The sequence below is a fragment of the Nocardia sp. NPDC049149 genome (assembly GCF_043197455.1).
Lineage (GTDB): Bacteria > Actinomycetota > Actinomycetes > Mycobacteriales > Mycobacteriaceae > Nocardia.
Window position 1 is genome coordinate 43,873 of sequence record NZ_JBICTD010000013.1, and the last position, 20,171, is coordinate 64,043.

The window sequence follows — 20,171 nt, forward strand, 5'->3', positions numbered from 1 at the left end:
AGCTGCGCGACAGGATAAGGCCGGTGGCGTGATTCGTCACCGGCCTTACCCGTTAGGATTGCGTAAGGTGTGCCGGGAAGTCTGGTCGGCATGCGGTCGTGTCCATGAACACCGGATCGGTGGCAGGTGCGGTCGCAGCCATGACCGACCCTGCCGAAAGGTTCCCCGTGATCACGCAAGTGCGCTCGGAACTCTCCCGCTATCTACGCACGGAAACTGTCGGCGGTGCAGTCCTTCTCATCGCGGCCGCCGCGGCATTGCTGTGGGTGAACTCGCCGTGGGGCGCGAGCTACGTGACCATGACCGAGACCGTCCTCGCCGTCCCGCCGCTGCACCTCGACCTCACGCTCGCCGACTGGACCAAGGACGGCCTGCTCGCCATCTTCTTCTTCGTCGCGGGATTGGAGCTCAAACGCGAGCTGGTCGTCGGCGAGCTGGCCGACCCGAAGCGGGCCGCGTTGCCGATCATCGCCGCGGTCGGCGGCGTGGTCACCCCCGCGCTGATCGCCATGGCGGTCGGCATCGGCGTCGAGGGGATGGATCGAGGCTGGGCCATTCCGGTGGCCACCGATATCGCGTTCGCGCTGGCCGTGCTCGCCATGACAGGCTCGCGCATTCCGGCAAGCGCACGGGTCTTCCTGCTCAGCCTCGCGGTGGTCGACGACCTGATGGCGATCGTGCTGATCGCCGTGTTGTTCACCACAACGGTGTCGCTGTTGTGGCTGCTCGCGGCGCTGGCCTGCTTCGCAGGATGGGCGCTGGCCCAGCACATGCGGATCAGGGGGCCGTGGCTCTATCTCCCGATCGCGCTGGTGGCCTGGTACGCGCTGCACGAGGCAGGCATCCACCCGACCATGGCAGGCGTGGTGCTCGGCCTGCTCACCAGGGTGCGGCCCGACCCCGGCGAGGACGAGGCGCCTGCCACCAGGCTGGAGCACCTGATCCAGCCGGTCTCGGCCGGACTGTGCGTGCCGCTGTTCGCGCTGTTCGCCTCCGGAGTTCCGTTGGACGGCAGGGTGTTCGGCGAGCTGTTCAGCGACAGGCTAGCGCTCGCAGTGATTCTCGGGCTACTGCTCGGCAAGACCCTCGGCATCTTCGGGATCAGCTGGCTCGCAATCCGGTTCGGCATCGCGAAGCGGCCCGCCGGGCTCGGCTATCGCGACATGTTCGCCCTGTCGGTGCTCGGCGCGATCGGGTTCACCGTTAGCCTTCTGGTGGCAGAGCTCGCGCTGGCCGACGTCGGAGACGGCTCCGCAGTCGAACTGGCGAAGGCCGCCGTGCTGGTCACCTCAATGGCGGCGTCGCTCGCCGGTTCGGCGCTACTGTTGCGGCGTGGGCGTGTCCACCAGGCACGGCAGGACGCGCGTGCGCTAGAACGGGAAGACAACGGCGTGATCGAGGTGCCGACAGGCAGTAGCCTGCGGGACCGAGAGCGCCGCACATCCAACGGAGCCGAAGCAGTGCCGGGACAGGGAGAAGGGTCGACCAAGTGAGTTTCAACCACGGCGGTAACGGGAACGACGCGCAGCGCGGTCGTACGGTGACCTCCATTCCCTTGTCCGACGCCAATCCCGCAGGCAGCGCCAGCATCGGCAGCCTCGTGCGCGATGCCACCGAACAGATGTCGACCCTGGTCCGTGCCGAGGTCGCGCTGGCCAAGGCCGAGGTGACCGGTGAGATCAAGAAGGGCCTGCAGGGCAGCGTCTACTTCATCCTCGCCCTGACCGTCCTGCTGTTCAGCACCTTCTTCTTTTTCTTCTTCCTCGGCGAACTGCTCGATGTGTGGCTGGCCCGCTGGGCGGCGTTCCTGATCGTGTTCGGCCTGATGATTCTCGCGACGGCGCTGCTCGCATTCCTCGGCTATCTGCGGGTGAAGAAGTTGCGCGCACCCGAGAAGACGATCGATTCGCTCAAGGCGACCGCGGCGGTGCTGCCGCACGGCTTCGGCGCCGCGGCGCACGACGAGCGGCCAGCATTGGAAAAGCCCACCTCGTAACCGCTCGCTCGCGCGCGGATACCTCGACTATTAGGCTGCCTCGGCGTGTCGTCGAACTTCATTCCAGATCCGTCCAGCGTCCGTTACGACGGCCCATGGGCGCATCGGGACGTTCATGCCAACGGCATCCGATTCCACGTCGTCGACGCGGCGCCCGACCGCACCGACGCCCCACTTGTCGTGCTGCTGCACGGCTTCGCCGACTTCTGGTGGACGTGGCGGCACCAGCTGACCGGGCTCGCCGACCTCGGCTACCGCGCGGTCGCCGTCGACCTGCGCGGCTACGGCGACAGTGACAAACCGCCGCGCGGCTACGACGGCTGGACGCTGGCAGGCGATATCGCCGGGCTCATCCGCGCCCTCGGCTATGCCGACGCGACGCTGGTCGGACATGCGGACGGCGGACTGGTCTGCTGGACGACCGCTGTGTTGCACCCGCGGCTGGTCCGTTCGATCGCCGTGGTGAGTTCACCGCACCCGGCGGCACTCAAGAGCGCGGTGCTGCGCAACCGGCGCCAGCGCGCGGTCTGGCTGCCGAATTTCCTGCGCTATCAGCTGCCCCGCTACGGCGAGCACCTGCTCACCGCAGGCGGTGGCTTCGAGGTCGAGCGGCTGCTGCGCCAGCGGGTGAGCGGATCCTGGTCCGGCACCGCCGAATTCGTCGACACGGCGCGGCGGATGCGTTCGGCCATCCAGATTCCCGGCGCCGCGCACTGTGCGCTGGAGTATCAGCGTTGGGCGTTCCGCAGCCAGTGGCGCCCGGACGGCCGCCGCTTCATGGCGACCATGCGGGAGCCGATCCGCATTCCGGTGCTTGCCATGCGCGGCGATCTCGACCGCTATGTGCTCAACGGCACCTTTCGGCGTGGACATCACCTCTCGCCGGACCGCCGCCTGGTCGCCATCTCGAATGCGGGCCACTATGCGCATCAGGAGAATCCGGATGCAGTGACAGCCGAGTTGGCGAAGCTGCTGGCCTGAACGCCCGCCGCTGACGACTCGACCGGTTCGACTGTCCTTGCGCGGGCTGGCATTTCCGTGATGACGGGTGTGACACCCGATCCGTCCACAGGCGACCCGTCACCGAGCGCGAGATCATGGTCGAAGGCGACCCGCGATGCGCAGGCCGCCTTCGATCCTCAGCTGAGCACGCAAGCTCCGGTGCCGACCGGAACGTTCGATCCGGACGCGGCGTCGAGCTGGGCGCGCACCTCGTTCAAGGTGAGCACGTAGCCGGTGTCGTCGTCGGTGACGGCGGCGCCGAACACGACGCCGAGCACCTCGCCCTTGGTATCCACCAGTGGCCCACCGGAATTGCCCGCGCGGACCTGACCGCGGACGGTGTAGACCTGACGTTCCACCGTGCCGTTGCGGTAGATCGTCGGACCGGTGAGATCCAACGTCTCCCGCACGCGCGCCGCGCTTGCCGTGTACGGACCACCACCGGGATAGCCGAGCACGATGGCGCTGTCGCCGGAGCGGGCAGGGGTCGGCGCCTGCGGCACCACCGGAGCGGCGAGGCCTGGCACCGCGAGCACGGCCACGTCCTTCGACGGGTCGAACAACACCACGGTCGCATCCAGCGCGCCCTGCGCACTGTCCACCTGCACGCTGGTGGTGCCTGCGACCACGTGGGCGTTGGTCATCATCCGCTCGGGCGCGATCACGAAACCCGAACCCTCCAGCGCCCGCTGGCAACTCGGCGCGACGCCACGGATGCGCAGCACGCTCGACCGCAGCGAGGCGGCGACCGGGCTGGCGAGCACGCTGCCGTCCGGCGGCTCGACGGCCGCGATCGGGGCCCGCCCGAACGGGCCGATCACGTCCGGCAGGCCGGAGGTGTTGAGCAGCTTGGAGAATTCGTTGGGCAGCCTGCGCAGCCAGTTCGGCGCGACCTCGTTGACGTCGGCGAGGACGCGCGAGCCGTTGATCGCGGTGGCGATCGCCGGCTGCGACGAGGTGGCCAACGGCAACGCGAGCAACCACGCGGTGACCAGCACGGCCACCGCCTGCAACGCGGCGCCGACCACGCTGTCCACGCTGCGGGTGAACGGATGTCGCATGCCGCTGCGCGCGGCGCGGCCGAGCACCATGCCCGCGACCTCGCCGATGATCACCAGCAGCACGATCAGCAACACGCCGGTGAGCACGCGCGCGCGACCCTCGTCGACGTGGACCAGGATGTGCGGCGCGATCAGGATGCCTGCGACCGCACCGAGGACAACGCCGAGGAAGGCGAGCGCGGACGCGACCGCACCCTGACGCCATCCCGAGGACGCCGCAAGCAGTGCGAGCAGCACCACCGCGATATCGAGCCAGGCAGACGAACTCACGACTCCACCTCGCTCGGTTCGGTGCTCATAAGGTCATTCCGAGGTCGCCAAGCGCGGTCTCCAGATCACGGACGTCGTCGTGATTCCAATCCTGTTCCCAGCCAGCGGTTTTGAAGATGCCTGCGAGGATACCGCCGGTGAGTCCCCACACCAACATGCCGTCGACCAAGAAGGCAGGGCTCTGGTAGCCGAGGCCGCCGCGGACCAGGAAGCGGTTCGCCGGATCGAGCAGCTCGGCCAGCGGCACCCGCACCACCCGTTCGGTCTCGCTCTCGTCGACCACCCGCACCTCACTCGGGGTGCGCCAGTAGGCGACCACCGGCGTCACATCGAAACGGGACGGCGGCACGAACAACTTCGGTAGCACCGCAAGGGGTTCCACGCCCGATCGATCGAGCCCGGTCTCCTCGCACGCTTCCCGAAGCGCGGTGTCGATCGGTCCGTTGTCACCCGGATCCACCTCACCGCCGGGAAACGCGATCTGACCGCGATGCTGGCGCAGGGTGGCCGCGCGCTGGGTGAGCAGCACCTCCGCGTCGGCGGGTAGCCCGCCGAGCCCATCCGGATCGGCCTCCGCGGCACCGCCGAACAGCACCAAGACCGCGGCTTGGCGTGGCGTCGAGGCCAAGGACATGGCACGGCGCAGCGTCCGCGCCAACGTCAGCGTGTCCGACGCGTCGGCGGCAGGCTCGGTCGCCCGGCTCAGCCACTTCGGAATATCGTGCGGCACAGGGATACTCACGCAGCAACCCCCAGCTCCTGCGCGACCGTTCCCGCGATGTCGTCCACCCCGCTGAACGCGCGAACCACGACCTTGGCCACCGAACCGTCCGCCCGCACCAGCACCGAGATCGGCAGCACCGCAGGCGCACCGACGGCCGTGCGCACCCGCGCGGCGGCATCGAGCACGCCGGGCAGCCGCACGTCCAGTCCCATCAGCCGCGATATCGCCTTGGCCTCCTCGGGGTCGCTGTGCACGGTCAGCACGGTAATCGCGTTTCCGGCCCGTTGGGCGAACTGCTGCAAATACGGCAATTCTTTTGCACACGGCGCGCACCAGTACGCCCAGAGGTTCAGCAGCGCCGGCTTTCCGGCGAGCGCGGCGGACAGATCGAGCGATCCGCCGTCTGCCAGGCAGTTCACCGCGAGTCCCGCCAGCGGTCCCGCACCGGTGCCGCCTGCCGCAGGCTGCGGGCAGGCCGCGAGCCCGGCCGCGGCGCGTTGCTGGCCGGACACTGCGGTATCCGCCGCGGTCGTTTCGACAGGGGTCTCGGCGTCACGGCCGCGCGGCCACAGCGCCGCCGCGAGCGCCACCACCGCGATCAACCCCGCCAACGCCCATCGCCAAGCAACCGGCAGTTGCCTCACCGGCCCACCAGCTCGAGCAGATGCTCCTTCTCGGGACCCTTCACCAGCTCGGCCGCGGTATCCGGATCGGTCGGCCCCGCCCCGAACGACGGGCAGTCCTTGGCGAGCACGCAGACACCGCAAGCCGGCTTACGCGCATGACACACCCGGCGCCCGTGGAAGATCACCCGGTGCGACAGCATCGTCCAGTCTTTGCGCTCGATGAGCTCGCCGATGAGGTGTTCGACCTTCACCGGATCTTCCTCGGTGGTCCACGCCCAGCGGCGCACCAGGCGGCCGAAATGGGTGTCGACGGTGATGCCAGGCACACCGAACGCGTTGCCGAGGATGACGTTCGCGGTCTTGCGTCCGATGCCAGGCAACTTCACGAGTTCGTCCATGGTGTGAGGCAACTCACCGTTGTGGTGTTCCAGCAATGCCTGACCGAGGCCGATCAGTGAGGTGGCTTTGTTCCGGAAGAAGCCGGTCGATCGGATGTATTCCTCCAGCTCCGCGCGGTTCGCCTCGGCGTAGGCGCGGGCGTCGGGGTACTTCGCGAACAGGGCTGGCGTGGTGAGATTCACCCGCACATCCGTGGACTGCGCGGAAAGTATTGTCGCGACCGCCAATTCGAGCGGTGTGGTGAAGTCCAGCTCACAGTGCGCGTCCGGGAAAGCGGCGGCGAGAGTGCGGTTCATCCGGCGGGCTCGCCGGACTAGTCCGAGCTGAGTTTCCGCTTGTCGCGCGCGGGATTTCCGTTTCGGAGCGGCAACCACGACAGGTTGCGCATCGGTCGCCTCGGCGGCGGGCGCCTGCCCGTTTCCGGCGGCTGTGGAGGGGGTGACACGCACCTGTCCACCATACGGAACGGCGGGCCAACGTTGCCCGTCCAGTTCGGTTGCCGTGTTCCATCTGAGACCTAGACCGTGTTTACTCCTCCGTATGCAAGGACTCGCTGTGGTGCTCTTCCCAGTGCTGTTGATGCTGTTCGCACTGGGTATGGAGCGGGTCGAGAACCGGCTCCGCAAACTTCTCGAACCCGACGAAGAGGTTCAGCAGTACCTGGACAAGGCAAGCAACGCAGAAGTGAAAGAGCTGACGAGGCTCGGCCTGCCCGCCGCCGTCGCCCGGATGCGTAAGCGCCGTGCCCGCGGCGAGGAGCTGGATGTGGCACGCGCGAGCTGATCGACGAGTCACCTCGCCTCGCTCGGTGACCAGCAAGGGACCCGCAAACATCGCAGCGGCGATACTGGTACGGTTTCTCGCTGCGCCACGCAATCCACACGTTCCGTGGTGTCTGTCACTACGCTGTCATCATGCCGCGTAGACTGCGCTGTTGGCCGAGTCGCTTTCGGTCCAGTACAGAGCCATTTCCCATAAGGAGCACATAAGTGGACGAGGCCCTCGCCAGAGCAGGCATCTTCCAGGGCGTCGAGCCCACTGCGGTGGCCGCCCTCGCCAAGCAATTGCAGCCCGTGGATTTTCCACGTGGTCATGTCATTTTCAACGAAGGTGAACCGGGTGATCGGCTGTACATCATCACCTCGGGCAAGGTGAAGATCGGGCGCCGGTCCCCGGACGGCCGGGAAAACCTGCTGACCATCATGGGCCCGTCGGACATGTTCGGTGAGCTGTCGATTTTCGATCCGGGACCGCGTACCTCCACCGCGACAACGGTGACCGAGGTCCGCGCCGTCACGATGGATCGGGACGCCTTGAAGTCGTGGATCGACCAGCGCCCCGAGATCGCTGAGCAGTTGCTCCGCGTCCTCGCCCGGCGCCTGCGTCGCACCAACAACAACCTGGCCGACCTCATCTTCACCGACGTACCCGGCCGGGTCGCCAAGGCGCTGCTGCAGCTCGCGCAGCGGTTCGGCACCCAGGAGGCCGGTGCGCTTCGAGTCACCCACGACCTCACCCAGGAAGAGATCGCCCAGCTCGTCGGCGCATCTCGCGAGACCGTGAACAAGGCGCTCGCCGACTTCGCGCATCGCGGCTGGCTGCGGCTGGAGGGCAAGAGCGTGCTCATCTCCGACTCCGAGCGCCTCGCCCGGCGCGCTCGCTGATACCCCGAACCACTGCTGGATTCAGCGCTGCACTGCCATGAGCGCGTCAGGCCCGCGTCACCACCGAGGGCCTGCGCTCATCGCCATCGGGCGCTGAATCCGGCAGTGCTGGTTCGCCAGCGATACGCCCGCTAACCCTCGGCGCGCAGGTACTCCAGTTGGGCCTGCACCGAACTGCGGGCAGCCAGCCACAGTCGCTTGTCGACGTCGGCGTAGACCCGGCGCACCACGGCCATCGCGCCCGCGTTCGGGCCGAGCACCTGCAGCGCTTCGCGCACCTGAGCGAGGCGTTCGTGCCGATGTGCGATGTAGTAGCGGGCCACCGGTTCCAGATCGGGATGGTCCGGACCGTGCGCGGGCAGTAGCGCTTTCCCCGCACCGGCCTCGACCAGTCGATCCAACGAAGCCAGATAGTCGGCCAGGGCGCCGTCGGCCGAATCGAGCACGGTGGTTCCGCTGCCGAGGATCGTGTCACCGGTCAGCACCGCGTCGTCGAGCACGAAGCTCACCGAATCACCGGTGTGGCCTGGAGTGTCCAGCACGGTGATCCGCAGGCCTGCCGCCTCGATCACCTCGCCGTCGGCCAGCACCGTGTCCGAACCGCGCAGAAAGCCGGATTCCTTGGCGCGCACCGGAGTTCCGGTCAGCTCGACCAGCTTGTCGATGCCGCCGGTGTGATCGTGATGCCGGTGCGTGATCAGGGTGAGCGCGATATCGCCGCCGGTGACCTCGGCAATCCGCGCGCTGTGCTTCTTGTCCTTCGGGCCGGGATCGATGACCACACAGTCCGATCGGCCCGGCGCGCGCAGGATCCAGGTGTTGGTGCCCTCCAGCGTCATCTGCCCCGGATTGTTCGCGAGCAGCACCGCCGCCGTCGGGGTTACCTGTCGTAGCTGCCCATAAGCAGGATGTTCAAGAGCCATTCCACATTGTCCTCGAGTGCGATCGGCGAGCCGACGCCCGCGGCGCCCAAGAGTGCCGCGGGCCCGGCACGCAACTACTTCACCTCGGCGATGATTTCTACCTCGACCGGAGTGTTCCTCGGCAGTTCGGAGACGCCGACGGCGGAGCGGGCGTGCACGCCCGCATCGCCGAAGACCTCGGCGAGGAATTCGGACGCACCGTTGATGACGATCGGCTGATCGTTGTATCCCGGTGCGGAAGCGACGAATCCGACCACCTTCACGATGCGCACCACCGCGTCGAGCCCGACCAGTGCGTGCACCGCGGCCAGCGCGTTGAGCGCGCACAGGCGCGCGGCTTCCTTCGCGTCCTCGGTGCTCACCTCGGCGCCGACCTTGCCGACGGCCGACAGCTCACCGTTCACGAACGGCAACTGGCCGGAGGTGTAGACCAGCGAACCGGTCCGGATCGCCGGAATGTAGGCGGCCACGGGTGCCGCGACCGGAGGCAGGGTCAGTCCGAGGCGGGTTAGGTTGCTCTCCCAGTTGGTCACTGCGGTCATCACCGTCTCCTTACTTCGGGCGCTTGAGGTAGGCGACGTGCTGTTCGCCGGTCGGGCCGGGCAGCACGGTCACCAGCTCCCATCCGTCGGCGCCCCACTGATCGAGAATCTGCTTCGTTGCGTGCGTCAACAGCGGCACGGTCGCGTACTCCCACAAGCTCGCATCACTCATGGGGTGAGCTTATTGGCCGCGCGGGCGCGGCGTGGTTCGCGGCCCCTCGGTCACGCGACGACAGCCGCCGTCTCACTGTCTGGTACAGATCGCCCGCAAATCCGGTCGACAACCGGATCCCTCGGGCGCGATCTCAGAACGGGTTATAGGCTCGCGAGCGTGGGAGTACCAACAGCAGTGCCTGTTTCAGCCGAGCCAGGGCTGGAAACAGGGTGGCCGAAGCGCGCGGAAAAGGCTCGCTTGCACTATGTCTCCGGAAAGGGCGGCACGGGCAAGTCCACGGTGGCCGCCGCGCTGGCCCTTGCGCTGGCCGCCGGTGGCCGCCGGGTGCTGTTGGTGGAGGTGGAGAGCAGGCAGTCGATTGCCCAGCTGTTCGATCTGCCGCCGCTGCCGCCCACCGAGACCAGGATCGCCACCGCGGACGGCGGCGGCGAGGTGGTCGCGCTCGCGCTGGACATCGAGCACGCGTTCCTCGAATACCTGGACATGTTCTACAACCTCGGCTTCGCGGGCCGGGCGATGCGCCGGATGGGCGCCATCGAGTTCGTCACCACCATCGCGCCTGGTCTGCGCGACGTCATCCTGACCGGCAAGATCAAGGAGACGGCGGTCCGGGTGGACAAGGCAGGCAAGCGGGCCTACGACGAGATCGTGGTCGACGCGCCGCCGACCGGCCGGATCGCCAGCTTCCTCGATGTCACCCAGGCCATGCTCGAGGTGGCCAAGGGCGGGCCGATCGCAGGCCAGGCCGAAGGCGTTTCGAAGCTGCTGCACTCGGATCAGACGATGATCCACCTGGTCACCTTGCTCGAGGCGCTACCGGTGCAGGAAACCGCCGACGCCATCGCGGAATTGAAGGCGGCGGACCTGCGCATCGGCACGGTGATCGTGAACCGCGCCACCGAGGGCCAGCTGCCCGCTGAGCTGCGGGCCAAGGCGGCGCAGGGCGAGGTGGACACCGACGCCGTCCGCGCCGGGCTCGCTGCGGCGGGAATCACACTGCCGGACAACGATTTCCAGGGCCTGATCACCGAAACCGTCGAGCACGCTGCCACTTTGCAGGCGCAGGACGACAGTGCGAGCGAGCTCGCCAAGGTCGACGTGTCCCGCATGTACCTGCCCGCGCTGCCCGAGGGCATGGATCTGGGCGGGCTGTACGAACTTGCCGAACATCTCAGTAGCCAGGGAGTGAAGTGAGTACCCCGATTGTGGCCGGGCCACTCGACATCTCGGAGATCATCGAGGATCGCGCGGCCAAAGTGGTGGTCTGCTGTGGCTCCGGCGGTGTCGGCAAGACGACCACCGCGGCCGCGATCGCGTTGCGGGCGGCCGAGTACGGCCGCAAGGTTGTGGTGCTCACCATTGATCCGGCCCGGCGACTGGCTCAGTCACTCGGCGTCGCGGACCTCGGCAACACTCCGCAACGGGTGCCGCTCGGCCCGGAGGCCAAGGGCGAGCTGCACGCGATGATGCTGAACATGCGACGCACCTTCGACGACATGGTGCTCGAGCACACCAGTCCGGACAAGGCCGAGCAGATCTTCGCCAACCCCTTCTATCAAACCGTCGCGTCCTCGTTCGGCGGCACGCAGGAATACATGGCGATGGAGAAGCTCGGCCAGCTGGCCGGGCGCAAGGAGTGGGACCTGATCGTGGTCGACACGCCCCCGTCGCGCAACGCACTGGACTTTCTCGATGCACCGAAGCGGCTCGGGAACTTCTTGAACGGCAGGATGATCCGGGTCATCATGGCGCCGGGCCGCGGCGTCACCCGCTTGGTCACCGGCGCGATGAGCCTGGCGGTGCGCGGGGTCTCCACCATCGTCGGCGGCCAGATGCTCAAGGACGCATCGAACTTCCTGCAGTCACTGGACTCGCTGTTCGGCGGCTTCCAGGATCGGGCCGACCGGACCTACGCGATGCTGTCCAAGCCGGGCACCCACTTCCTGGTAGTCGCCGCCGCGGAGCCGGACGCGCTGCGCGAGGCGTCGTTCTTCGTCGACCGGCTCTCGACCGAGCGGATGCCGCTGGCGGGGTTGGTGCTCAACCGAACTCATCCAGCGCTGAGCTCGCTCTCGGCCGATCACGCGCTGACCGCCGCCGAACAGCTGGCCGACTCCGATCCGCTCACGGCGGCGGTGTTACGCATCCACGCCCGCCGGGTCGCGACCGACAAGCGCGAACAACATCTGCTGCACCGGTTCACCGGCGCGCACCCGCGGGTGCCGATCGTCGCGGTGACCGCGTTGCCGTTCGAAGTGTCGGATTTGTCCGCGCTCCGCGTGGTCGGCGAGCAGCTCGCCGCGCACCGAAAATCTGCTTGATACATAGACGCATCGGCTATATGTCCATACGGAAATAACGGCGTAAAACGGAACTGAGCCCGCTTTCGCAGGCTCAGTTCCGAATTTCGGTAGGTTTTTACATTGCCACCTGATGCTGGCGCTGAGCCTGGAAGAAATCGGCCCAGGAGGTCACCTCCGGATGCTGCTTGAGCAGAGCGCGACGCTGCCGCTCGGTCATACCGCCCCACACACCGAACTCCACTCGATTGTCGAGCGCGTCGGCACCACACTGCATCAGCACTGGACAGTGCCTGCAGATCGTCGCCGCTTTGCGCTGCGCAGCGCCGCGGACGAACAACTGATCGGGATCTACTTCCTTGCATCGGGCCTGGGCTACCCAGGCAATCCTTGCTTCGGCCTGCTCCACGTCCAATCGAGCGATGGGGGTTGTCATGTGCATTTGGTGTGCCCCTTTGCAGTCCGAACACCGGGTCAACGGCGCTCCAGAATCGCGTGTCAGCGTCGCAGCAACCCAAACCCCGCTGCGAACTGCACCACATTCCACTTTGAGTGTTAGCTCTATCACACTGGGTTCTCAATCTAGGTAAAGGTATGGGGCTAGCGCAAGACCGTCCCCGGAATTTTTGGTACGTCCGTCCCTGCAAAATCGCTCGAGCGGCGGCCGGTCCGGGGGATTCGCGGCGTGCCGTCCCGCGACACGCCAGACTCGCCCGCGCGACACGCCCATTCGCCCAGATGAATCCGCTCGGGTTAAACGCTGAGAAGAAGGCGCGAAGCCCACCCCGTAGTCTGGGGTTCGTGCCGATCACACATACGCTCGCGCGGCTGGCCGGCAGTTGCCTGCTGGCCGCCGTGCTTATCGCGGGGTTGCTGTTCCCGCTCGCCGGTGGCTTCGGGTTCGTTTCGAACCGTGCCGCCGATGCCGTCGACAACGTGTCCTCGGAACTGGTCGAGGGCACCGTCCCCGCCGTTTCGACGATGGTCGACGCGAGTGGGTCACCGATCGCCTGGCTCTACGAGCAGCGCCGTTTCGAAGTCCCCAGCGACAAGATCTCCAACGACATGAAGCTGGCGATCGTCTCCATCGAGGACCGGCGCTTCGCCGAGCACGAGGGTGTCGACTGGCAGGGCACGTTGCGCGCGTTCCTCACCAACACCAGCAGCGGCGAGGTGCAGCAGGGCGCGTCGACGCTCGACCAGCAGTACGTCAAGAACTTCCAGCTCCTGGTCGTCGCCAAGACCGACGCCGAGCGCAGGGCCGCGATCGAGACGACACCTGCCCGCAAGATCCGCGAGATCCGGATGGCACTCACCCTGGACCGGGAGCTGACCAAGGACGAGATCCTCACCAGGTATCTGAACCTGGTGCCGTTCGGCAACTCCTCCTACGGCATCCAGGACGCCGCGCAGACCTACTTCGGCGTCGACGCGTCCGAGCTGAACATCTCGCAGGCCGCGATGCTCGCGGGCATGGTGCAGAGCTCCTCGAAGCTCAACCCGTACACCAACACCGAGGGCGTGCTTGCCCGGCGCAACACGGTGCTGGACACGATGATCCAGAACATCCCGAGCCGCGCCGACGAATTCCGCGAGGCCAAGACCAAGCCGCTCGGGGTGCTGCCGGAGCCGAAGGGGCTGCCGCGCGGCTGCATCGCCGCCATGGACCGCGGCTTCTTCTGTGACTACGCGCTGCAGTTCCTGGCCAACGCTGGCATCAGCAGGGAGCAGATCGATAAGGGCGGTTACCTGATCAGGACCACCCTCGATCCCGCGGTGCAGGATTCGGTGAAACGGTCGGTGACCGACGCGGCCAATCCGAACCTGGACAACATCGCGCAGGTGATGTCCGTCGTCGCACCCGGTCAGGACTCGCACCCGCTGATCGCGATGGCCAGCAGCCGCACCTACGGCCTGAACCGCGACGCCAACGAGACCGTGCAGCCGCAGCCGTATTCGATGGTCGGTGACGGCGCAGGCTCGATCTTCAAGCTCTTCACCACCGCCGCGGCCATGGAGAAGGGCCTCGGCATCAACGCCCAACTCGATGTGCCTGGCCGCTTCGAGGCCAAGGGCATGGGTAACGGTGGCGCGCGCGGCTGCCCGGCCGCGACCTACTGCGTCGAGAACGCGGGCAAGTACAAGTCGCCGATGTCGGTGACCGAGGCGCTGGCGACCTCGCCGAACACCGCGTTCGTCAAGCTGATTCAGGCCGTCGGCGTGACGCCGACCGTCGACATGGCGGTGCGGCTCGGCATGCGCTCCTACACCGAGCCGGGCAGCTCGGGCCACGGCAACCAGAGCCTCGCCGACATGATCAAGGAACAGAACCTCGGCTCGTTCACCCTCGGACCGGTAGCGATCAACCCGCTGGAACTGTCCAACGTGGCCGCGACCCTCGCCTCCGGCGGCAAATGGTGCCCGCCGAACCCGATCAAAGAGGTCGTCGATCGCCAGGGCAAGCAGGTGCCGCTGACCCAGCAGGCCTGCGAGCAGGTCGTCGAGCCCGGTCTCGCCAACACGCTCGCCAACGCGATGAGCAAGGACGACGTGAGCGGCACCGCGGCGGGCGCGGCCCAGTCCACCGGCTGGAACCTCCCGCTGTCTGGCAAGACGGGTACCACCGAAAGCCACCGCTCCTCGGCCTTCGTCGGGTTCACCAACTCGCTGGCCGCGGCCAACTACGTCTACGGCGACAGCCCGACGCCCGCGGAGATCTGCTCGTTCCCCCTGCGAAACTGCGGCGACGGCAACCTGTTCGGCGGTAACGAACCGGCGCGAAGCTGGTTCAACGCGATCAAGCCGGTGGTCGGGCGGTTCCCGCCGCCTGCGCTGCCGCCGCTGGACGACAAGTACGTGCGCGGCTCGAACAACGCCCAGGTGCCCGATGTCGTCGGGATGACGCAGGGCGCGGCGACCGCGGCGTTGGTCGGGGCAGGCTTCCAGGTGACGCCGGTGACCGGCCCCGGCGCGCAAGCCAAGGGCACCGTGATGGGCACGGCGCCGAACGGATCGGCCATCCCCGGCTCGGTGATCACGCTCTACGTCAGTGACGGCACCCAACGCGCCGCGCCGCCGCCCGGCCCTGCGCCACTGCCCGGCATCCCGGGGCTGCCACCGCCACCGCTGTTGCCGCCCATCCCGATTCCGATCCCCATCCCACGCTAGCCCGACAGGGGCCGCGAACCGATCCGGTTCGCGGCCCCTGTTCCGTGTTCGACCGGGAGTTACAACCGGGCCTTGACGGCTGCGGAGAGCCGGGAGCCGTCGGCCTTGCCCTCGGCGAGCGCGGTGGCGACCTTCATGACCTGGCCCATCTGGCGCATGCCAGGGCGCTCACCGAGTTCCTCGGCGATCTGGGCGATCGCGGTGTCGGCGACGTCGGCCACCTCTGCCTCGCTGAGCTGGGTCGGCAGGTATTCGTCGATGATGCGCGCCTCGGCGTGCTCGTTGGCGGCCAGCTCACCGCGCCCCGCCTGGGTGTAGATCTCGGCCGACTCGCTGCGCTTCTTCGCCTCTTTCTGCAGCACGGCGATCACGTCGGCATCGGAGAGTTCGCGCGCCTGAGCGCCGGCGACCTCCGCGGTCTGGATCGCGGCAAGCAGCATCCGCAGCGTGGAAAGGCGCAGCGTGTCCTTGGCTTTCATCGCGGCGGTCATGTCCGTCCGCAGTTGCGCTTTGAGTTCCGACATGAGGTCACGGTAGCCGGTTCATTCGGCAGCGCCCACCACATTTGCGCACCTACCGCCGATTACGGCAGTGCTCGTCCGGCGTGGCGGGCGCTGGGTCAGCTCCCTGCGCACGCGCTGGTCAGGCCTTGTCCAGCCGCCTGTGCGTAAACACACTCGGCGTTCCGCAACGGGGTCACCTATGCTGGGCAAATGCCCGTGATCTCGACCGCTGCTGTCCGCACGACCGCGTTGGGAGCCGCCGGGGCGGCGGTGGCCGGAATCGGCTACGCCTCGCTGGTCGAACGCAACGCCTTCGTGCTGCGCGAAGCCACCATGCCGGTCCTCGCACCGGGGTCGACGTCGCTGCGGGTGCTACACATCAGCGATCTGCACATGACGCCGGGCCAGCAGCGCAAGCAGCAGTGGCTGCGCGAGCTCGACCGGCTGGAGCCGGATCTGGTCATCAACACCGGTGACAACCTCTCGCACATGAAGTCGGTTCCCGCGGTAGTCCAGGCCCTCGGCGGATTGCTTTCCCGCCCGGGGCTTTTCGTTTTCGGGAGCAACGACTACTTCGCGCCGGTGGCGAAGAACCCGATGAAGTACTTCAAGAAGGACCACCGTCGCACCTACGGCGCCCCGCTGCCGTGGAAGGACCTGCGCGCGGCCTTCACCGAGCGCGGCTGGCTCGACCTGACGCATGTGCGCCGCGATCTGGAGGTGTCCGGCATCCGGATCGCCACCGCAGGCGTCGACGACCCGCACCTGAACCGGGACCGCTACGACACGATCGCCGGTGCGCCGAACCCGTTGGCCGAGTTACGCATCGGCCTCACCCACTCGCCCGAGCCGCGCGTGCTCGACCGCTTCGCCGAGGACGGCTACGACCTCGTCATGGCGGGGCACACGCACGGCGGTCAGCTGTGCCTGCCCGGATACGGCGCGCTCGTCACGAACTGCGGCATCGATCGGTCCCGGGTCAAGGGTCCGTCGATGTGGGGCGAGCACACCCAGCTGCACGTGTCGGCGGGCATCGGCACCTCGCCGTGGGCGCCCTACCGTTTCTGCTGCCGCCCGGAGGCGACGCTGTTGACGCTGGTCGCGGCTCCCCCGCAGCGGCCTGTGGCCGACACCGGCCAGGGTGTGTCCACATCGGAGGCCGTCGCCCGCTAAGGTCGCGTGCCGAGACGTGTGTCAGGCAGGGGACAACTGTGAGTGGATTCGACGACCGGCGCAACGACCCGACCGTGCTGGGTCAGCCCCGTGCGACGCACCCATACCAGCAAGAGTCATCCGGCGCGGAGTCGTCCGATCCGACCGGGTCGGCCACGCAGAGCGCTGAGTCCGCATCTCCGCGACCGTGGAAGCGGGACTCGGGGTTTCACCAGCAGGTCGCGTGGCCTGGCGCGGGCCAGTCGACGCCGCAGCAGTGGGATGCGAGCGCGGGTGCCGCGACTCCGGACCCGACGCTGCAGTGGCAGCCGAGCGCGGGCTCCGCGATCCCGGACCCGACCTTGCAGTGGCAGCCGAGTGCGCAGGCGCCCGGGGCTGTCGGTGGGCAAGCGCCGGGAACCGTTGGCGGACAAGCACCGGGGACCGCTGGCGGGCACGCCGCCGGTGCCCTCGGTGGGCAACCGTCAGGGGCGGCCGGTGGACAAGTTGGCGGACAAACGCCAGGGGCCGCTGGCGGCCTCGGTGGGCAACCGTCGGGACCGGTCGGTGGGCAAACGCCCGGAACCGTTGGCGGACAAGCACCGTGGGCTGCTGGCGGCCACGCACAGACGCCTGGGGTTCCGCCTGGGCAGGCTCCGGCGGGCGGGCAAGCGCCTGCCCCCCACTACCAATGGCAGCCCGCGCCGACTCCGCAATGGCAGCAGCCCGGCGGGCAGGCACCGCAGTGGCAGGCGCCCGCACAGGCGGATCCGACGCTGCTGGCCCAGCCGCGTCCCGCAGTCGGTGACCCAGCCGCCCTGTGGCAGCCGAGCCTCGGGACGCCGGAGCCGAGCCAACCGGGCAATGCCGCGCCGACACTGCTCGGATATCCCAACGCCACTCGACTAGGTCAGCCCGACCCGGCTGCGCAATGGCAGCAGGCGCCAGGGCAGCACTACGGCGAGGTTCCGCCGCTCGAACAGGCACCCGCACCCGCCTACGCCGCACCGCAATACGGCCAGCCGTACGGCCAGGCGCCCGGGTATGCGCAGCAAGGCGCCTATGGTGTACCGCCCCAGCAGCTGCCACCGGGCGGCGCACCGCCCGCTGGAGGGCGCGGCAAGGCGTTGCTGCTGATCGGGCTGGTCGTACTGCTGGTGGCGGGCGGCGCGGTGACCGCGATACTGCTGACCAACCGGGGCTCGGACAACTCTGACTCGCAACGGAATTCGCCGTCCATGGTGAGCGCGCTGACCCCGAGCGCGAGCGCGGCGCCGACACCGTCGAAGACCACCTCGGCGGCGCCGCCCACGAATGCGAACGGCCGCAACGAAACTCCGACCGTCCCCGGCTACCAGGTGGTGGTCGCCCCTGACCGCGGCGCGGCCTACGACGTGCCTGCGAGCTGGACGGTGGCGCCCGAGACCGTCATCGGCGGCTTCGGTGAGCCGCCGAATGCGGTGGCGGGCAAGGGATATGCCAGCGAGGGCAAGGGCTACTGCCCCGGCTCGACCCGCACCTCCTCGTTCCTCACCGGTTCGAAGGACAGCAATACCGGTGCGGCAGCAACCGATCTCGGCACCAAGACGGCCCAGCTGGCCTACACCGCCTCCACCGACGGCCACCCGTCCGCGCCCGTCCCGCTCAACTCCTTGGACGGTTCGCAGCACGGCATGTTCGTGGAGACCAAGGGCACGGTCCCCCAGGCCAAGCCCGGCTGCGCCACCACGTACTCGGTCTACACCGTCGCCTACCCCACCGACAACGGCAGCTTCGTCATGGTGATCACCGCCGACACCGGTGTCCCCAACGCCGTCGACGCCGAGACCGCCAAGCGCATCTTCACCAGCATCCGCGCGCACGACTAGCCAGCCTGCGGAATCGCGCCGCGGTACCCCTCTGAACAGCCGGTTTAACGTCTACACCCACCCTGTTGTAAGCTACTCCAGGTTCGATTCACGGGGTGTGGCGCAGCTTGGTAGCGCGCTTCGTTCGGGACGAAGAGGTCGCAGGTTCAAATCCTGTCACCCCGACTCGTGGTTGAGACGAACAGAAAGGCCCCTGGTCCACACCAGGGGCCTTTCTTGTATCGGCGGGTGGGCAGCGGGATGCATACTGGCTCTGTCGGTGGCTGAGCGGCGAATGTGGGTCCGCGGTAGTCGATTTCCGCACAACGGGAAGGCAAGGCATGCACTCGACCGGTTCGCTTGCGGGGAAGACGGCGTTGGTCACCGATGCACACACCGGGATCGGGAAGGCCATTGCCATTGCGCTTGCGGCGCAGGGGGCGCAGGTGGTGGTCCATCATCCACATGCGCCGGAGTGGGCTGCCGATGTGGTCAAGGCGATCACCGGGGCCGGCGGGCACGCGGTGGCGCTGGCGGCCGATCTCGGGGATCGCGGCGAGTACGAGGAGCTGGTGCAGGCGGTGCTCGACGAGTACGGGCACTGGGACGTGTTGGTGCACACCCCTGCCGCGGCGATCAACACGGCGCTGGGTGAGATCACCGACGAGGAGTTCGAGCTCGGCGTGACGGCACCGGTCAAAGGGGTCTTGCACGGCGCGCAGCTGGCGGCGGCGCGGATGGCGGACGGCGGTCGCGTGATCACCGTCGCGGGTGTGGACGGCGCGGGCAATGCCGTGCACGATGCGACCACGGGTGCCGTCGCGGAGTTCACGCGCGGCTTGGCCCCGGAATTCGGACCGAGACGGATCACCGTCAACGCGGTCAGCGTCGGCGCCACCGATCCGAATGTGCAGGCGGCGGACGGCACGCTCGGGCGGCTCCGCGACACGAAAGAGATCACCGAGGCAGTGGCGCTCTTGGCGAGCGCCGACGCCGATGCGGTGACGGCGCAACATATTCGGGTACCGAACGCGGCCGGCTGAGCTCTGACGTAGCCAACGGCCTGCGGCAAATGATCGGCAAATGAGCTGGGCGGACGCTCAGCGCGTTGACTCGTGCAGGCAGGTGCGGCGTACGGCCGCCACAACCCAGCGAAGCGGCTTAAACTACCCCGATCCGGACAGTGCGTGGCGACGTGCCTCAACGGCGCGAGCAAACGCCTACTCTGTGGTCATGACCCGTGTCACCGCACAAGGGAGCACATTGGACATCGCGACGACGTCACCGACACCTGTGTACCGGACCGCAGCGCTGTCCGATCTCGCTGACGTCGCCGCCATCGAAACCGAACGTTTCGGCGCTCAGTCCTATCCCTACTTCGCGCTGCGCCAACTCTTCGATCTGCACGGCGCCAACTGGTTGATCGCCGAGGTAGACGGCGTCGTGCTCGGACACGTGCTCGTCGCGCTCACCCCGGATCGGCGCGCGTGGCTGCTCAGCCTCGCGGTCACCACGAACCGGTGCGGCCGCGGGTACGGCTCGACCCTGTTGGCACAAGCGATCGACCTGTGCAGGCGACACGAGATGCACAGTGTGCTCATCACTGTGCGCCCGACCAACCAGTCCGCCTACAACCTGTACAAGCGGATCGGCTTCCAGTGGACGGCGCACGAGGAGCATTACTTCGGCAAGGGCGAACCCCGCGACGTGCTCGAGTACCGGCTCGGCCACTGAGGCAGTGTCCGCCGTCCGGGCCTGCGGTGGCGCGGGTATACCGCCCGCGCCCACGCTCGACGTCGCCTAACCTGGATTAGGCGCT

General features: G+C 67.9%; 21 protein-coding genes and 1 tRNA gene. 13 read left to right on the top strand and 9 right to left on the bottom strand.

What is annotated here, in order from left to right; genetic code table 11:
- Nucleotides 1-140 precede the first annotated feature (140 nt).
- Genes nhaA through ACGFNJ_RS38160 form a run of 3 tightly spaced genes read left to right on the top strand, consistent with a single transcriptional unit; the run spans nt 141 to nt 2,977 of the window.
- Nucleotides 141-1,493: a Na+/H+ antiporter NhaA gene (nhaA, locus tag ACGFNJ_RS38150; RefSeq protein WP_393460542.1), complete on the top strand. Its 1,353-nt coding sequence runs from the start codon at nt 141-143 to the stop codon at nt 1,491-1,493.
- Nucleotides 1,490-1,996: a phage holin family protein gene (locus ACGFNJ_RS38155; RefSeq protein WP_393460128.1), complete on the top strand. Its 507-nt coding sequence runs from the start codon at nt 1,490-1,492 to the stop codon at nt 1,994-1,996. Before nhaA ends, ACGFNJ_RS38155 begins: the two co-directional genes overlap by 4 nt.
- A 45-nt stretch (nt 1,997-2,041) precedes the next feature.
- The gene (locus tag ACGFNJ_RS38160) at nt 2,042-2,977 is read left to right on the top strand and encodes an alpha/beta fold hydrolase (RefSeq protein ID WP_393460131.1); all 936 of its coding nucleotides are present in this window, start codon (nt 2,042-2,044) and stop codon (nt 2,975-2,977) included.
- 158 nt (nt 2,978-3,135) lie between these two features.
- Here the strand turns inward: ACGFNJ_RS38160 and ACGFNJ_RS38165 are convergent, their stop codons facing one another.
- The 4 genes from ACGFNJ_RS38165 to nth are packed head-to-tail and all read right to left on the bottom strand — an operon-like array spanning nt 3,136 to nt 6,452.
- Nucleotides 3,136-4,329 carry a MarP family serine protease gene (locus ACGFNJ_RS38165; protein WP_393460134.1) on the bottom strand — a complete coding sequence of 398 codons (1,194 nt, stop codon included), beginning with the start codon at nt 4,327-4,329 and terminating at the stop codon, nt 3,136-3,138.
- A gap of 25 nt (nt 4,330-4,354) precedes the next feature.
- Nucleotides 4,355-5,071 carry an NUDIX hydrolase gene (locus ACGFNJ_RS38170; protein ID WP_393460137.1) on the bottom strand — a complete coding sequence of 239 codons (717 nt, stop codon included), beginning with the start codon at nt 5,069-5,071 and terminating at the stop codon, nt 4,355-4,357.
- A complete protein-coding gene (locus ACGFNJ_RS38175) occupies nt 5,068-5,697 on the bottom strand; it encodes a TlpA family protein disulfide reductase (protein ID WP_393460140.1) in 630 nt (209 codons plus the stop codon). Before ACGFNJ_RS38175 ends, ACGFNJ_RS38170 begins: the two co-directional genes overlap by 4 nt.
- Nucleotides 5,694-6,452: an endonuclease III gene (nth, locus tag ACGFNJ_RS38180; protein WP_393460545.1), complete on the bottom strand. Its 759-nt coding sequence runs from the start codon at nt 6,450-6,452 to the stop codon at nt 5,694-5,696. The genes ACGFNJ_RS38175 and nth overlap by 4 nt, the downstream gene beginning before the upstream one ends.
- Nucleotides 6,453-6,633: 181 nt before the next feature.
- Here nth and ACGFNJ_RS38185 point away from each other — a divergent pair, with 181 nt between their 5' ends.
- Nucleotides 6,634-6,861, top strand: coding sequence for a hypothetical protein (locus tag ACGFNJ_RS38185; protein WP_014981184.1), 228 nt, complete (start codon nt 6,634-6,636; stop codon nt 6,859-6,861).
- A 206-nt stretch (nt 6,862-7,067) separates the two neighbouring features.
- Nucleotides 7,068-7,742, top strand: a complete 675-nt coding sequence (locus tag ACGFNJ_RS38190; RefSeq protein WP_011206875.1) for a Crp/Fnr family transcriptional regulator — start codon at nt 7,068-7,070, stop codon at nt 7,740-7,742.
- Nucleotides 7,743-7,873: 131 nt separating this feature from the next.
- On the opposite strand, the gene ACGFNJ_RS38195 is transcribed toward ACGFNJ_RS38190, so the two are convergent.
- The 3 genes from ACGFNJ_RS38195 to ACGFNJ_RS38205 all read right to left on the bottom strand — a co-directional run bounded on the left by ACGFNJ_RS38195 (nt 7,874) and on the right by ACGFNJ_RS38205 (nt 9,379).
- The gene (locus ACGFNJ_RS38195) at nt 7,874-8,665 is read right to left on the bottom strand and encodes an MBL fold metallo-hydrolase (RefSeq protein ID WP_393460145.1); all 792 of its coding nucleotides are present in this window, start codon (nt 8,663-8,665) and stop codon (nt 7,874-7,876) included.
- A 74-nt stretch (nt 8,666-8,739) separates the two neighbouring features.
- Nucleotides 8,740-9,207: a RidA family protein gene (locus ACGFNJ_RS38200; RefSeq protein WP_393460148.1), complete on the bottom strand. Its 468-nt coding sequence runs from the start codon at nt 9,205-9,207 to the stop codon at nt 8,740-8,742.
- A 10-nt stretch (nt 9,208-9,217) separates the two neighbouring features.
- On the bottom strand, nt 9,218-9,379 hold the full coding sequence (locus ACGFNJ_RS38205) for a DUF4177 domain-containing protein (RefSeq protein WP_141717935.1): 162 nt from the start codon (nt 9,377-9,379) through the stop codon (nt 9,218-9,220).
- Nucleotides 9,380-9,556: 177 nt separating this feature from the next.
- Between ACGFNJ_RS38205 and ACGFNJ_RS38210 the strand changes: the two genes are divergently transcribed.
- Together ACGFNJ_RS38210 and ACGFNJ_RS38215 are read left to right on the top strand one after the other, a co-directional pair.
- A complete protein-coding gene (locus ACGFNJ_RS38210) occupies nt 9,557-10,576 on the top strand; it encodes an ArsA-related P-loop ATPase (protein ID WP_393460548.1) in 1,020 nt (339 codons plus the stop codon).
- A complete protein-coding gene (locus ACGFNJ_RS38215) occupies nt 10,573-11,703 on the top strand; it encodes an ArsA family ATPase (RefSeq protein ID WP_393460151.1) in 1,131 nt (376 codons plus the stop codon). The genes ACGFNJ_RS38210 and ACGFNJ_RS38215 overlap by 4 nt, the downstream gene beginning before the upstream one ends.
- A 97-nt stretch (nt 11,704-11,800) precedes the next feature.
- On the opposite strand, the gene ACGFNJ_RS38220 is transcribed toward ACGFNJ_RS38215, so the two are convergent.
- Nucleotides 11,801-12,124, bottom strand: a complete 324-nt coding sequence (locus tag ACGFNJ_RS38220; protein ID WP_014981178.1) for a WhiB family transcriptional regulator — start codon at nt 12,122-12,124, stop codon at nt 11,801-11,803.
- Between the two features lie 359 nt (nt 12,125-12,483).
- Between ACGFNJ_RS38220 and ACGFNJ_RS38225 the strand changes: the two genes are divergently transcribed.
- Nucleotides 12,484-14,850, top strand: a complete 2,367-nt coding sequence (locus ACGFNJ_RS38225) for a penicillin-binding protein (RefSeq protein ID WP_393460154.1) — start codon at nt 12,484-12,486, stop codon at nt 14,848-14,850.
- Nucleotides 14,851-14,909: 59 nt separating this feature from the next.
- Here ACGFNJ_RS38225 and ACGFNJ_RS38230 read toward each other — a convergent pair whose 3' ends face one another.
- Complete coding sequence (locus ACGFNJ_RS38230) at nt 14,910-15,374, bottom strand: GatB/YqeY domain-containing protein (protein ID WP_393460157.1); 465 nt, start codon at nt 15,372-15,374, stop codon at nt 14,910-14,912.
- A 189-nt stretch (nt 15,375-15,563) separates the two neighbouring features.
- On the opposite strand from ACGFNJ_RS38230, the gene ACGFNJ_RS38235 reads away from it, so the two are divergent.
- The 5 genes from ACGFNJ_RS38235 (at nt 15,564) to ACGFNJ_RS38255 (ending at nt 20,086) form a co-directional block, all read left to right on the top strand.
- Nucleotides 15,564-16,526, top strand: a complete 963-nt coding sequence (locus ACGFNJ_RS38235; protein WP_069165603.1) for a metallophosphoesterase — start codon at nt 15,564-15,566, stop codon at nt 16,524-16,526.
- Nucleotides 16,527-16,564: 38 nt separating this feature from the next.
- Complete coding sequence (locus ACGFNJ_RS38240; protein ID WP_393460161.1) at nt 16,565-18,373, top strand: hypothetical protein; 1,809 nt, start codon at nt 16,565-16,567, stop codon at nt 18,371-18,373.
- Nucleotides 18,374-18,464: 91 nt separating this feature from the next.
- Nucleotides 18,465-18,538: transfer RNA gene (locus tag ACGFNJ_RS38245), tRNA-Pro, on the top strand.
- Between the two features lie 155 nt (nt 18,539-18,693).
- Nucleotides 18,694-19,395, top strand: a complete 702-nt coding sequence (locus ACGFNJ_RS38250; protein WP_393460164.1) for an SDR family NAD(P)-dependent oxidoreductase — start codon at nt 18,694-18,696, stop codon at nt 19,393-19,395.
- A 190-nt stretch (nt 19,396-19,585) separates the two neighbouring features.
- A complete protein-coding gene (locus ACGFNJ_RS38255; RefSeq protein WP_393460167.1) occupies nt 19,586-20,086 on the top strand; it encodes a GNAT family N-acetyltransferase in 501 nt (166 codons plus the stop codon).
- Nucleotides 20,087-20,171: the final 85 nt, after the last annotated feature.